This window comes from Streptomyces sp. NPDC051322 (assembly GCF_040689485.1).
Classification (GTDB): Bacteria; Actinomycetota; Actinomycetes; order Streptomycetales; family Streptomycetaceae; genus Streptomyces.
Genome location: NZ_JBFBAK010000003.1, coordinates 173,598 through 187,447, shown reverse-complemented (window position 1 = coordinate 187,447; position 13,850 = coordinate 173,598). Strand labels below are relative to the sequence as shown.

9 protein-coding genes are annotated in these 13,850 nt (G+C 68.8%); 6 read left to right on the top strand and 3 right to left on the bottom strand.

The features are described from left to right. Positions 1-26: 26 nt before the first annotated feature. Positions 27-1,082 carry a metallophosphoesterase gene (locus tag AB0436_RS09070; RefSeq protein WP_366467078.1) on the bottom strand — a complete coding sequence of 352 codons (1,056 nt, stop codon included), beginning with the start codon at positions 1,080-1,082 and terminating at the stop codon, positions 27-29. Positions 1,083-1,253: 171 nt separating this feature from the next. Continuing rightward, complete coding sequence (locus tag AB0436_RS09065; RefSeq protein WP_366467076.1) at positions 1,254-2,375, bottom strand: LacI family DNA-binding transcriptional regulator; 1,122 nt, start codon at positions 2,373-2,375, stop codon at positions 1,254-1,256. 337 nt (positions 2,376-2,712) lie between these two features. On the opposite strand from AB0436_RS09065, the gene hisC reads away from it, so the two are divergent. The 5 genes from hisC to AB0436_RS09040 all read left to right on the top strand — a co-directional run bounded on the left by hisC (position 2,713) and on the right by AB0436_RS09040 (position 11,869). Next, on the top strand, positions 2,713-3,792 hold the full coding sequence (hisC, locus tag AB0436_RS09060; protein ID WP_366467074.1) for a histidinol-phosphate transaminase: 1,080 nt from the start codon (positions 2,713-2,715) through the stop codon (positions 3,790-3,792). A 205-nt stretch (positions 3,793-3,997) separates the two neighbouring features. Then, positions 3,998-5,575 carry a cytochrome ubiquinol oxidase subunit I gene (locus AB0436_RS09055; RefSeq protein ID WP_366467073.1) on the top strand — a complete coding sequence of 526 codons (1,578 nt, stop codon included), beginning with the start codon at positions 3,998-4,000 and terminating at the stop codon, positions 5,573-5,575. A gap of 13 nt (positions 5,576-5,588) precedes the next feature. Then, positions 5,589-6,590 carry a cytochrome d ubiquinol oxidase subunit II gene (cydB, locus tag AB0436_RS09050; protein WP_366467072.1) on the top strand — a complete coding sequence of 334 codons (1,002 nt, stop codon included), beginning with the start codon at positions 5,589-5,591 and terminating at the stop codon, positions 6,588-6,590. A gap of 16 nt (positions 6,591-6,606) precedes the next feature. Next, positions 6,607-10,200 (top strand): thiol reductant ABC exporter subunit CydD, encoded by a 3,594-nt coding sequence (cydD, locus tag AB0436_RS09045; RefSeq protein WP_366467071.1) that lies wholly within the window; start codon positions 6,607-6,609, stop codon positions 10,198-10,200. A gap of 37 nt (positions 10,201-10,237) precedes the next feature. Further along, on the top strand, positions 10,238-11,869 hold the full coding sequence (locus AB0436_RS09040; protein ID WP_366467070.1) for a GAF domain-containing protein: 1,632 nt from the start codon (positions 10,238-10,240) through the stop codon (positions 11,867-11,869). A gap of 47 nt (positions 11,870-11,916) precedes the next feature. Here AB0436_RS09040 and AB0436_RS09035 read toward each other — a convergent pair whose 3' ends face one another. Continuing rightward, positions 11,917-12,777: an HAD-IIB family hydrolase gene (locus AB0436_RS09035; RefSeq protein WP_366467069.1), complete on the bottom strand. Its 861-nt coding sequence runs from the start codon at positions 12,775-12,777 to the stop codon at positions 11,917-11,919. A 102-nt stretch (positions 12,778-12,879) separates the two neighbouring features. Between AB0436_RS09035 and AB0436_RS09030 the strand changes: the two genes are divergently transcribed. Then, the gene (locus AB0436_RS09030) at positions 12,880-13,779 is read left to right on the top strand and encodes an LLM class flavin-dependent oxidoreductase (RefSeq protein WP_366467068.1); all 900 of its coding nucleotides are present in this window, start codon (positions 12,880-12,882) and stop codon (positions 13,777-13,779) included. The last annotated feature ends 71 nt before the right edge of the window (positions 13,780-13,850 follow it).

The following is a 13,850-nucleotide window of genomic DNA, read 5'->3' as shown; positions in this document are numbered from 1 at the left end:
CCGTAAATCGCATATCCACGGAGTGGTCAGTTGGGCAGCGGCAGCTGCACCACAAGGAGCTTTCCGGCCATGGTCACTCCGCCGTCCATGGCGATGGCCAGGCCGTCGGCGTACACATGCGGTCCCTCGATGACGGTGCGCGGGCCGTCCTCGCCGTCCTCGGTGCCGACCTCGCCCAGCAGATACGGAATCGGGCTGTGCCCGTGGACGACGTGGTGGCCGCCGAAGACGCCGAGCAGTTCCTGGACGGCCTGCGGCCCGGTCGCGTCGCGGAAGGCGAAGCGCTTGGTGAATTTGCGGAACAGGTCCCAGCACTCGTCGGCGTCGTTGCGGGTGAGCGTTTCGCGGACGGTGTCGTTAACGGCTTCGAGCGAGTCGCCGTAGTCGAGATAGGCGGTGGTGTCGGAGTGCATCAGCAGGTGGTCGTCCTCCAGCTCGATGGCGTCGAGCCGGGACATCCACTGCAGGTGTACGTCCTGGAGCCGGTCCATGTCCGCCTTCTGGCCCCCGTTGAGCAGCCAGGCGGCTTGGAAAGTGGCGGTGCCCGCACCGGAGTTGATCGGTGTGTCGCCGAAGCGTTTGGCGCCGATCAGCAGCAGTTCGTGATTGCCCATCAGGGCTTTGCAGTAGCCGCCGGCCGCGGCGGCCTCGGCGGAGAGCCGCATCACCAGGTCGATGACGCCGATGCCGTCCGGACCGCGGTCCGTGAAGTCGCCGAGGAACCAGAGACGGGCGTTGCCCGCGGACCAGTTGGATTCGGCGTCGATGAGGCCCTGGGCGCGCAAGGCGGCCAGCAGTTCGTCGAGATAGCCATGGACGTCACCGACGACGAAGAGCGGACCGAGGCCCCCTTCGCCGTCGGCCGCGGGGGCTTCGGTCCTGACGACGACCGTGTCACCGGGGGCGCCGCCGCCGATCACCGGCAGATCCCGTTGGGTCGGCGTGTAGCCGTCCGGCTCGGAGTCATGCGGAGACGCCGGCTCGGAGTCGTGGGCGTGCTCGGGTGCGAGCAGAGGCGGTACGCGGAATTCCCGCACTGTCGCCGTCCGCATCGCGGGTTCCAGACCGGCCCCCTGAGTCATCGACCCCTCCACCACCGTCGCGCGCCGTGCACCGGTCGGACCTGCCTGGTCGGGGGGCCCGCGGTGTCGTGCGCCCATCATAGGAATGCGACTCGTCCCGTGTGACGCACCAGGGGTGCTGAATCCGGATGCTCCTGTGATTGGCTGACGTTTTTGCGCCCATTGGGATGATTAGTCCGGGGTGGGGGAACGCGGTGGGCTGACCGTGGTGCGTGGCGGACGCCGCTGTGAAGAGGTCCGGACGATGAGTTCGGTAGGTATGACCTGCTCGACCGGGAGGTCGTTGCTGATGCCTTCGATGGCATCGATGAGCAACTGGATGACCGCGGTGCCGATCCGTCGCGGCTTCAGCGACAGAGTGGTGATGGGCGGTTCGGTGTTGGCGTACATGGTGGATTCGCTGCAACAGACGAGCAGCAGATCTTCCGGGACGCGTAATCCGTAGCGTCGGGCAGCTGCCAGCAGGTCGGTTCCGTTGGGGTCGAACAGTCCGTACACGGCATCGGGCCGGTCCGGCCGGGCGAGCAGACGGTCGGCGGCGATGGCGCCCGCGCAGGGGTCGTGAGCCGGGTAGGACTCGTACACCGGGTCCTGCCCGACCCGCTCGCACCAGCGCAGATAAGCGGTGGTGGAGAGCCGGGTGTATGTGTCGGTGGTGGTGCCGGTGAGCAGGCCGATGCGACGGGCCCCGGCGGCAGCGAGGTGGTCGAGCAGATCGAGAACCGCGGCCTCGTGGTCGTTGTCGACCCAGGCGGTGACGGGCAGGGTGCCCCCCGGGCGGCCGTCGGAGACGACGGGAAGCCCTTGGCGTACGAGTTCGGAGACGACCGGGTCGTGGTCGGACGGATCGATGACGACGGTGCCGTCGAGGGCGACGTTCGACCAGACGTCGACCGCGCTGTGGCGCGAGGTGGCGGGAAGGATGACGAGGGCGTAGCCGCGTGCGAGTGCGGCTGAGGTGGCGGCTCTGGCCATCTCGGCGAAGTACGCGAATTCGGTGAAGGTGAAAGGTTCATCCCCGTACGTGGTCACGGTCAGTCCGATGAGGCCGGACTTTCCGGTCCGGAGGGTTCGGGCCGCGGCGGACGGGCGGTAGCCCAGCCGGTCCGCGACCTCACGGACATGTCGGCGAGTGGCGTCCGGGAGCCTGCCCTTGCCGTTGAGCGCGTCGGAGACGGTCGTGATGGAGACGCCGGCCGCGGCGGCGACGTCCCGGATGCCCGCTCGCCCTTGCCGGTTGGCCCTGCGGGGAGTTTCCGCCCGGCTCACTTGGTGCTTCCCTGCTGCTGTCATGGCGAGCCGATAGTAGGGCGATGCGGGCCGGTCAGGCGGGACGCATATTCACTCGTTGACAGGCACGTTTCTGCATGATCATTTAAGGCCAATCACCGAGGAAGTCAAGGCGATTGAAGAGATCACCCACGGTGTGTCGGGTACGGACCGGCATAGGCCTGCCCCCTGGCTGATGTTGCGATGCGGTCTCAACTCACCTCAACGGGGGATGCGCGCCACGGAGTGAGCTACCAGCGCACGCCGGTCGGCCAAGCGCCCCCCTGTTTCGGTGCCCGCCATTCGCCCAGGAGGCGAATCCTCATAAGGTATGGAGTATTCGAGTCGAGGAGGACCCGCCGTGAGCGAGAAGAGCCCCAAGCTGCGCGCCGTGCTGGACGACATCCCTGCTTATGTACCGGGCAAACCGGCTGCCGCCGGCGGAACGGTCGCCTACAAGCTGTCCTCCAACGAGAACCCCTATCCGCCGCTGCCCGGTGTGATGGAGAGCGCCGTCGCAGCGGCCGGGTCCTTCAACCGCTACCCCGACATGGCCTGCACCGGACTGATGAATGAGCTGGCCGAGCGCTTCGGGGTGCCGGTATCGCATCTGGCCGCCGGCACCGGGTCCGTCGGCGTCGCGCAGTCGCTGCTTCAGGTGACGTCGGGGCCGGGCGACGAGGTGATCTATGCCTGGCGGTCGTTCGAGGCCTATCCGATCATCACGCGCATCAGTGGGGCGAAGGCCGTGCAGGTGCCGCTGGACTCCGCGGAGGTGCATGATCTCGACGCGATGGCCGACGCGGTCACCGAGCGGACCCGGCTGATCTTCGTCTGCAACCCCAACAACCCGACCGGCACCGTGGTCCGCAGGGGAGAGCTCGAGCGCTTCCTGGACCGGGTGCCCTCGGACGTCCTGGTGGTTCTGGACGAGGCGTACCGCGAGTTCAATCGCGACCTGGATGTCCCGGACGGCATCGAGCTGTACCGGGACCGGCCCAATGTCGCGGTGCTGCGCACCTTCTCCAAGGCTTACGGGCTGGCCGGACTGCGGGTCGGCTTCGCGGTGGCCCATGATCCGGTCGCCGCCGCGCTGCGCAAGACGGCGGTCCCGTTCGGCGTGAGTCAGCTGGCGCAGGACGCCGCGGTCGCTTCGCTGCGCGCCGAGGACGAGCTGCTGGGCCGGGTCGGTTCGCTGGTCGTGGAGCGGACCCGGGTGCGCGAGGCCCTGATCGGTCAGGGGTGGAGCGTGCCCGAGACCCAGGCGAACTTCGTGTGGCTGCGACTGGGGGAGCGTACCGGTGACTTCGCCGCCTTCTGCGAGAAGGCGGGTGTGGTCGTACGCCCCTTCGCGGGCGAGGGGGTGCGCGTCACGGTTGCCGAGACGGAGGCCAACGACCTTTTCCTGAAGGCGGCCGAGGCTTTCCGGCAGGAGCTGTAGCCGAGCCGTAGCCGATCGCTTCGACCGGCGAGAAACCAGGCGGGGTGCCCTAAGGGGCACCCCGCCTTCGTTGTCCGAAAAGTACTTACGTAATATTGCTTGTGAATGTGAACGCTTTCACAAGCGAGCCCGTTTCGCCCCGTGCTGTGTGGGACCAAAGGGGCAAGTGTTGCTGTGGCCGCCGCCACCTAAGGAGAGTGACGACGTGGAGCTGGCTCTGGCGCCGGAGACCCTGGCGCGATGGCAGTTCGGTCTGACCACCGTCTACCACTATCTGTTCGTCCCCCTCACGATCTCCCTTGCCGCGACCACTGCGGGGCTGGAAACGGCCTGGGTGCGGACCGGCCGGGAGAAGTACTTCCACGCCACGAAGTTCTGGGGGAAGCTGCTGCTGATCAACCTGGCGATCGGGGTCGCCACCGGGCTGGTCCAGGAGTTCCAGTTCGGTATGAACTGGTCGGACTACTCGAAGTTCGTCGGAGATGTGTTCGGCGCCCCGCTGGCGATGGAGGCGCTCATCGCCTTCTTCTTCGAGTCCACCTTCATCGGACTGTGGATCTTCGGCTGGGACAAATTGCCGAAGAGGCTGCACTGCGCCTGCATCTGGATGGTGGCGATCGGGTCCACCTTCTCGGCGTACTTCATCCTGGCGGCCAACTCGTGGATGCAGCACCCGGTGGGGTACTCCATCGATCCGGTTACCGGTGTCGCCCACCTCAACGACATCTGGCACGTGCTGACTCAGAAGACCGCGCTGGTGGTTTTCACCCACACCATGACATCGGCGTTCCTCACCGGCGGGGCCTTTGTGGTCGGGATCTCCAGTTACCACCTGTGGAAGATCAGGCGGGCCCGCGCGGCCGGCGAGCGCACCGGCACCAAGCGCACCACCACGATGCGGACCTCGTTGCGGCTCGGTCTGGTCATGACGGTGATCGCCGGCATTCTCACCGCGCTCTCCGGCGACCAGCTGGGCAAGGTCATGTTCGAGCAGCAGCCCATGAAGATGGCGGCCGCCGAGGCGCTCTGGGAAACCCAGGCGCCCGCGCCGTTCTCCGTCTTCGCGGTGGGCGATGTGCGCCAGGGCCACAACTCAGTGGAGCTGTCGGTCCCCGGGATCCTGTCCTTCCTCGCCCATGACGACTTCCACACAGCGGTGCCCGGCATCCATGAGACCGCGAAGGCGGAGGCGGAGAAGTACGGCGGCAAGCCGGCCGACTACGTACCCAACATCTTCGTGACCTTCTGGGGTTTCCGTCTCATGATCGGTATCGGGCTCACCGCCTCGATCGCCGCGGCAGCCGGACTCTGGCTCACCCGGAAGAAGAAGTGGCTGCTGCCCGAACACCGCACCGGTGACGACGAAGCTCCCAAGCTGATGCTCACCCGGAGCCGTGAACTGGGCCCCTTCTTCACCAAGTGGGGCTGGCGGGTGGGTATGGCCTCGCTGGTCTTCCCGCTGATCGCGAACTCCATCGGATGGGTGTTCACCGAGATGGGCCGCCAGCCCTGGGCCGTCTTCGGGCTGTTCAAGACGGCTGACTCGGTCTCCCCCGGCGTCTCCCCGACAGAAATGCTCATTTCGCTGATCGTCCTGATGACGCTGTACGCCGTTCTCGGCTGGATCAATGTCCGGCTGATGAAGAAGTACGCCGTACTGGGCCCCGACACGGACGAGAAACCACCGGCCAAGGACCCTCGGCTGCGCGGTCCTTCACACGACGACGGTGCGTCCGACGAGTTCCACGCGGACGACGACAAACCCCTGACCTTCGCGTACTGAGAGGAGAGACGTCATGGGCCTCAACGACTTCTGGTTCCTGCTGATCGCCGTTCTGTGGACCGGCTATTTCTTCCTCGAGGGCTTCGACTTCGGGGTCGGCATCCTCACCCGGCTGCTGGCGAGAGACCGGCAGGAGCGCCGGGTTCTGATCAACATCATCGGCCCGGTCTGGGACGGCAACGAGGTGTGGTTGATCACTGCGGCCGGCGCGATGTTCGCCGCCTTCCCGGTCTGGTACGCCACCTTCTTCAGCGGTTTCTATCTGCTGCTGGTGCTGATCCTGCTGCTGCTGATCGTGCGGGTTCTCTCCTTCGAGTACCGGCACAAGCGGCCTGAGGAGAGCTGGCAGCGCAACTGGGAGTGGGTGCTTTTCGCCAGTTCGCTGCTGCTTCCCTTCCTCTGGGGAATGATCTTCGCCAACCTCGTTCACGGGGTGCCCATCAACAGTCATCAGGACTACGCCGGTTCCCCCGCAGACCTGCTGAACTGGTACGCGGTTCTCGGCGGGCTCGCCTTCACCGCGCTGTGCACGCTGCACGGGGCAGTCTTCACCGCCCTCAAGACGGTGGGTGAGATACGGGGACGGGCCAGAGCCTTCGCGGCCCGGAGCGCGGCTGTTACCGGAGTGCTCGCCGCCGCGTTCCTGGTATGGCTGCAGACGGACCGCGGCAACGGTGCCACCCTGATCGCGGCCTGCGTGGCACTGGCCGCGCTGGTCGGCGCGTTCGCCGCGAATACCCGGACGCGGGAGGGCTGGGCCTTCGCCTTCACCGGGGCCGCTATTGCCGCCACCGTGGCTGCACTGTTCCTGTCCCTGGCGCCGGATGTGATGCCGTCCTCGCTCAACTTCGCCTGGGATCTGACGATCGACAACGCGGCGTCCGGGGCGTACACGCTCAAAGTCATGACCTGGGTGGCGGGCTTCATGACGCCCCTGATCCTGCTCTATCAGGGCTGGACGTACTGGGTTTTCCGCAAGCGACTCGGCACCCAGCACATAGCCGAAGCCCACTAGTGGGGGGATGTTTCACGTGAAACCGATCGACCCGCGTTTGCTCCGGTACGCCGGTGCCACTCGTCTCTTCCTGGCTGCTGTGGTGGCTCTTGGGCTTGCCGGCGCGGGCTTGCTCGTCGCCCAGGCAATGCTCATCGCCGACGTGGTGGTGGGGGCGTTCCAGCACGGCCTCGATGAGTCCGGGCTGCGGACCCCCCTCCTCCTGCTCGGTGCGGTGGCGCTGGGACGTGGACTGGTGGCCTGGTTGACCGAACTGGCCGCGCACCGGGCGAGCGCGTCGGTCAAGTCGGAGCTGCGGAGCCGACTGCTTGAACACACGACAGGCCTCGGCCCGCAGTGGCTGACCGGACAGCGCACCGGATCGCTGGTCGCGCTCGCCACGCGTGGTGTCGATGCGCTGGATGACTACTTCTCGCGCTATCTCCCACAGTTGGGGCTTGCGGTGGTGGTGCCCTTGACGGTACTCACGCGGATCGTCACCGATGACTGGGTCTCGGCGGCGATCATCGCAGGCACGCTGCCGCTGATCCCGGTCTTCATGATGCTGATCGGCTGGGCCACCCAGTCGCGGATGGATCGGCAGTGGCGGCTGCTGTCCCGCCTGTCGGGGCACTTCCTGGATGTGGTCGCCGGGCTGCCGACGCTGAAGGTGTTCGGACGGGCCAAGGCGCAGGCGGAGTCGATCAGGACCATCACCGACCATTACCGGAAAGCCACCCTGCGGACTCTGCGGATCGCCTTTCTGTCATCGTTCGCCCTGGAGCTGTTGGCGACGCTTTCGGTGGCCCTGGTAGCGGTCGGTATCGGGCTGCGCCTGGTCCACGGCGACCTGGATCTGTACACCGGGCTGGTGATCCTGGTGCTGACTCCCGAGGCTTACCTGCCGCTGCGTCAGGTGGGGGCGCAATACCACGCTGCCGCAGAGGGCCTGTCGGCCGCGGAGGAGATTTTCGCGGTACTGGAGACCCCGTTGCCCGTGGGCGGTACCGGGGAGGTGCCGGATTCGCTGCGGCTGGAGCTGGAGGACGTGACAGTACGTCGTCCGGGGCGTGCCGAGCCGGCTCTGGATACCGCGTCCTTGGTCGTGGAAGTCGGAGAGACGGTCGCCGTCACGGGGCCGAGCGGCGCCGGGAAATCGACGTTGTTGCAGGTACTGCTGGGTCTGGTGACTCCGGACGAGGGCCGAGTACGGGTCGGGCCGGTGGAGCTGGCCTCCCTGTCTCCGGAGCGGTGGCGGCAGCAGATCGCCTGGGTGCCGCAGCAGCCGTATCTGTTCGCCGGAACGATCGCCGAGAACGTGCGACTGGCGCGGCCGGAGGCAGCAGCGGGGGCGGTGGCCGACGCGTTGCGGGATGCCGGGGCGTACGACTTCGTCGCGGGCCTGCCCGGCGGGCTGGACACGGTGCTCGGCGAGGGGGGCACGGGACTGTCGGCGGGGCAGCGCCAACGGATAGCGCTGGCCAGAGCCTTTCTCGCGGACCGGCCGCTGCTGCTGCTCGATGAGCCGACGGCCGCACTGGACGGGGAGACCGAGGCCGGGATCGTCGAGGCGGTACGGAGACTGGCAGCAGGCCGCACCGTGCTGCTGGTGGTGCACCGGCCCGCGCTGCTGGCCGTGGCCGACCGAGTCGTCTCGCTCGCCGCACCGTCCTCCGGATCTTCCGCTTCCGCATCCCTCTCGGCGACAGCGCCCGGGTCGGCTGCCGGCCGAGCACTCCACAGCCCGAGGCCCGAGGCTCCGCCTGCCGATGAGTCATCACCCGATGAGTCATCACCCGACGACTCGGCATCCGACGACTCGGCACCCGATGAGCGGCTTCCCGCCGAGCGTCCGGCCGAGCCGGGGCGGAGCGGATCGCGGTATCCACTGGCGCGGTTGCGCGAGTCGGCGGGCGGACTGCGTGGACGACTGATGCTCGCCCTGCTGCTGGGGAGCCTCGCTCTCGGGTCGGCCGTCGGCCTGATGGCGACCTCCGGCTGGCTCATCTCGCGGGCCGCGCAGCATCCGCCGGTGCTCTACCTCATGGTCGCGGTGACCGCGACCCGGGCGTTCGGGACCGGTCGGGCCGTCTTCAGGTACGCGGAGCGACTGGTCTCGCACGACGCGGTGCTGCGGATGCTCGCCGATGTGCGGGTGGCCGTCTACCGCAGGCTGGAGCGGATCGCACCGGCCGGGCTGAGTCGGGTGCGGCGCGGGGACCTGCTGTCCCGGCTCGTCGCTGACGTGGACGCGCTGCAGGATTACTGGCTGCGGTGGCTGCTGCCGACAGCCGTGGCCACAGTGGTGGGGGCGGCCGCGGTCGGGTTCACCTGCTGGCTGTTGCCTGCGGCCGGCGCGGTACTCGCCGCAGGTCTGATCATTGCCGGGGTGGGTGTGCCGGCCCTCAGTGGTGCTTTTGCCCGACGGGCCGAGCGGCAACTCGCTCCGGCCCGCGGAGCACTGGCCACCCAGGTCGCCGACCTGCTCTCCGGGACCGCGGAACTGACGGTCGCCGGAGCGGTGCCGGGCCGGTTGCGGGCCACCCGGACGGCAGACCGGGCACTGACCCGGATCGCGGCCCGAGGCGCTGCCGCCACCGCGCTCGGCGGCGGTCTGACGGCGCTGGTGTGCGGGCTGACCGTCGTAGCCGCGGCGTTCGTTGGCGTCGCGGCCGTGCACGAAGGGCGGCTCGCAGGGGTGGAGCTCGCGGTCGTGGTGCTGACCCCGCTGGCCGCCTTCGAAGCCATCACCGGACTTCCGCTCGCCGTGCAGCACCGCCAGCGGATCCGCCGGAGTGCCGAGCGGGTCTACGAGATCCTCGACGCGCCGGAACCCGTCCAGGAGCCGGCCCGGCCGAAGCCCGTCCCGCGATCGCCGTTCCCCCTGGAGGTGCGCGGCCTGGCCGCCCGCCATACTGGGCAGCGGCGCCCGGCGCTCGAGGGTGTCGATCTGCGCCTCGAGGCCGGCCGGCGGATCGCTGTCGTCGGCGCATCGGGATCCGGCAAGACGACGCTGGCCCAGGTGCTGCTGCGCTTCCTCGATCCGGCGGCGGGCTCCTACACGCTCGGTGGGGTCGATGCCGATGCGATGGACAGCGACGAGGTCCGGCGGCTCGTCGGGCTGTGCGCCCAGGACGCGCACATCTTCGACAGTTCGCTCCGGGAGAATCTGCGGCTCGCCCGCACCGACGCCACCGACGCGCAGCTGCGCGCCGCGCTGGCCGGAGCCACGCTGCTCGACTGGGCCGACGGCCTGCCCGACGGACTCGACACCCCGGTGGGCGAGCACGGTGCCCGACTTTCCGGCGGCCAGCGTCAGCGTCTTGCTCTGGCCCGGGCGCTGCTCGCCGATTTCCGGGTGCTCGTGCTGGACGAGCCGGCCGAGCATCTCGACCTGGTGACCGCCGATGCGCTCACGGCGGATCTGCTGACCGCCACCGAAGGCCGCACGACAGTGCTCATCACACACCGGCTGCGTGGGCTCGAGGCGGTCGATGAGGTGATCGTGCTGGACGCCGGCCGGGTCGTGCAGCGCGGGCCGTATGCGGAGCTCGCGGCGCTGGACGGACCGCTGCGACGGATGCTGGAGCGAGAGCGGGACAGTGACCTGGCGGGAGCCGACAGAGTCTGACTTTCCACTCCAAACAGGACTTACTAGGCTCTGTGGTATGTCCTCGGATTCCGCGAATCCCCTCGACGCCGCTGCTCGCACCGCCTCCGGTCTGCACGGCCTCTCCGGCGAATTGTCGGCGCGGGTGCCGCGATTGCTCGAGGCGATGCGGTCGGTGGGTACCGGACTGGACCTGCACCCCACGCTGGACAGGATCTGCCGGACCGCCGCCGAGTTGGTGGATGCCCGCTATGCCGCCATCGGCGTGGTCGATCAGAAGCGCACCGGTCTGACGGACTTCATCACCCATGGCATCTCCCCGGAGCAGGCAGCGGAGATCGGACGGATGACGGCCGACGCGCGGTCGTCCGGATTTCCTCACCATCCGACGTCGCGGGACTTCCTGGGCGTTCCCATCCAGGTGCAGGGGGAAGTCTTCGGGGACCTCTATGTGGCCGAGAAGCAGGGCGGCGGCGAGTTCGACGACAGTGACCTGCACATGGTGCGGGTGTTCTCCGCCGAGGCCGGGATCGCGATCGGCAACGCCCGGCTGTACGAGGCCGCCCGTCGGCGCGAGCGGTGGATCGACGGCTCGGTGGCCGTCACCACGGCGCTGCTCTCCGGCGGCGACCCGGACGAGGCGCTCTCCGTGGTCGCCGAACAGGCACGAAAGCTGGCGGACGCGGCGGCCGGCGTGGTGCTGCTGCCCGCAGCCCGGGGTGGGCTGGAAATTGTCGCGGTCTCCACCGATCAGCCCGGCGACGCCCTCGGGAAGATCATCCCGGCGGGGAGCGCGGTGGTGCGGGCCCTGCTGTCCGGTCGGCCGGTGTTCGTGGACGACCCGGACACGGATCCGCGGCTCGTCACCGGCTTGGGGCGCCGGTTCGGTCCGAGCATGATGCTGCCGCTGCACAGCGGCGGCCGGGTGCTCGGTGCGTTGGCCACACCACGGGTGCGGGACGCCCGGCCGTTCACCGCGACGGAGCGGACCCTGGCTACCCAGTTCGCCTCACAGGCGGCGCTCGCCCTGATGATGGCGGACGCGCAGCGCGACAGGGAGCGCCTTGCCGTCTTCGAGGACCGCGACCGCATCGCGCGGGATCTGCACGATCTGGTCGTGCAGCGGTTGTTCGCCACCGGGATGATGCTGGAGGGCGCTCACCGCCAGTCCGTGGTCCCCGACGTGCAGCGGGGTGTCGCCAAGGCCGTGGAGGAACTGGATGTGACGATCCAGGAGATCCGTACGGCCATCTTCGCCCTCCAGCGGAGCTCTTCCGAGACGCCGTCCGGGCTGCGCGTACGAGTGCTGCGCGAGATCAACATGGCAGCCGTGCCCCTGGGGTTCAAACCGGGGCACCGCTTCGTCGGTGACGTCGACAGAACGGTGGGCGACCTCACCGGGAAGAACCTGATCGCAGCGCTGCGGGAGGCGCTGTCGAATGCCTTCCGGCATGCCGGGGCCTCCCGGATCGAGGTGGAGGTCGACGTGACGGCGCAACTGGCCGACGGACGCCCGGCGGTGCGGCTCACCGTCTCCGACGACGGGGTGGGCATCCCGGCCGGCGGGCGGCGCAGCGGCCTGCACAATCTCAACCGGCGTGCCGAATCGCTGGGCGGCGCCAGTCGCCACGGTCCCGGGCTCGGTGGCGACGGCGGTGGTACGTCGGTGGTCTGGGAGGTCCCGCTGTAGACCGGGCCGGGGGCAGGGGCGGCTGCCTCGGGGAGCTTCAGGACCGGTCAGAGGGCTTTCAGGATCTGTTCGATGACGACAGCGACGCCGTCCTCGTTGTTGGCGACCGTACGACCCGAAGCCGCGGCCACCGCCAGGGGGTGAGCGTTGCCCATCGCGTACGAGGTGCCCGCCCAGCTCAGCATCTCCACGTCGTTGGGCATGTCACCGAAGGCCACCACCTCCGCGGGAGCGACGCCGCGCTCGGCGCAGCACAGTGCGAGAGTGCCCGCCTTGGAGACACCGGGACCACTGATCTCCAGCAACGCGGTCGGGCTGGACCGGGTGATGGACGCGCGGTCACCCACGGATGCCCTCGCCAGGGCGAGGAAGTCGTCGGGGGACAGCTCGGGGTGATGGGCGAGCAGCTTCAGCACGGGCTGTCCCGCGGCGTCCGCGTCCCGGGCGAGCAGCTTTTCGGCAGGGGCCACACTCGATGCCGGATCGAAGGTGAGAGGCGGGTAGCCGGGTTCATGGTGGATGCCGCCGGTGCGCTCGACGGCGAAGGACGTGCCGGGCGCGGCGGCCCGCAGGAGGGAGATCACATCGAGTGCGTCGGTGCGCTCCAGCGGGAGCACCTTGACGAAGACGTGTCCGCCCTCGTCGCCGTGGAGGTCGACCACCGCCGCGCCGTTGCCGCAGATGACAAGGCCGTGACCGTGCACGTGGTCCCTGACGACGTCCATCCACCGGGCCGGGCGACCTGTGACGAAGAAGACGTCGATGCCGGCCTTCTCGGCGGCGGCGAGTGCCGCGATCGTACGGGCCGACACGGTTTTGTCGTCGCGCAGCAGGGTTCCGTCCAGGTCGGTGGCGATCAGCCGGGGCGGAGGAGCGGAAGCGGATGCGAGGCCGTTAGCTGAGGTCACCGACGTATTCTCCCGCACCCGGTGCACGGGCGTGCGAAGGGGCGCACATCTGAGAGGTCACGCGGCCTCCGCGGTCCGTTCGGAGCCGCCTAAGCTCGGACCATGCGTCTGAGCACCGTGATTCTTCCCGTCCGCCGCTGGTCCGACGGCGGCCGCGACCAGTGGCAGCGAGCCGAAAGCCTCGGCTTCGACACCGCTTACACCTACGACCACCTGTCGTGGCGCACCTTCCGCGACGGACCCTGGTTCGGTGCCGTCCCGACGCTGACTGCCGCGGCGGCTGCCACGTCACGGCTGCGGCTGGGCACCCTTGTCACCTCACCGAACTTCAGGCATCCGGTGACGCTCGCCAAGGACCTCATCACGCTGGACGATGTCTCCGGCGGGCGGATCACGCTGGGCATCGGGGCGGGAGGCAACGGCTTCGACGCCACGGTGCTGGGCCAGGAGCCGTGGACCCCACGGGAGCGGGCGGATCGATTCGGGGAGTTCGTACCGCTGCTCGACCGGTTGCTGACCGAGGACTCGGTCTCGTACCGGGGCACGCACTACTCCGCTGAGGAGGCGCGCAACATCCCGGGGTGTGTGCAGCGGCCCCGGCTTCCCTTCGCGGTGGCGGCCACCGGGCCCCGCGGACTGAAGCTGGCTGCGCGGCACGGCCAGGCGTGGGTGACGACGGGCGACCCGAAGCTCTTCGAGGCGGGGACACCCGAGCAGTCCGTGGCAGCGATCCGCGGACAGATCGGCAGGCTCGATGCCGCTTGTGCGGAGATCGGCAGGGACGCCACCGAACTGGACAAGGTGCTGCTCACCGGTTTCACGCCGGACCGGGCGCGGCCGATGGAGTCCCTGGACGCCTTTGTGGACTTCGCGGGCCGCCACTTGGCGCTCGGTATCAACGAGATCGCGATCCACGCCCCCATCTCCGGGTCGGATTTCGCGGCCGACGAGAAGGTCTTCGAGCAGATCGCGACCGAGGCGCCGGCGCAACTGCGGGGATAGCGCCTTCGGGAGAGCAGTGATCCACAGGCAGGGGTAGTTGTCCACAGGCCGGAGGCCGAAACTGTGGACAA

Bases quoted from the DNA above. Each gene is read 5' to 3' on its own strand.
- AB0436_RS09070 (WP_366467078.1), bottom strand. From the start codon at position 1,082: ATGACTCAGGGGGCCGGTCTGGAACCCGCGATGCGGACGGCGACAGTG.
- AB0436_RS09065 (WP_366467076.1), bottom strand. From the start codon at position 2,375: ATGACAGCAGCAGGGAAGCACCAAGTGAGCCGGGCGGAAACTCCCCGC.
- cydB (WP_366467072.1), top strand. From the start codon at position 5,589: ATGGGCCTCAACGACTTCTGGTTCCTGCTGATCGCCGTTCTGTGGACC.
- AB0436_RS09040 (WP_366467070.1), top strand. From the start codon at position 10,238: ATGTCCTCGGATTCCGCGAATCCCCTCGACGCCGCTGCTCGCACCGCC.
- AB0436_RS09030 (WP_366467068.1), top strand. From the start codon at position 12,880: ATGCGTCTGAGCACCGTGATTCTTCCCGTCCGCCGCTGGTCCGACGGC.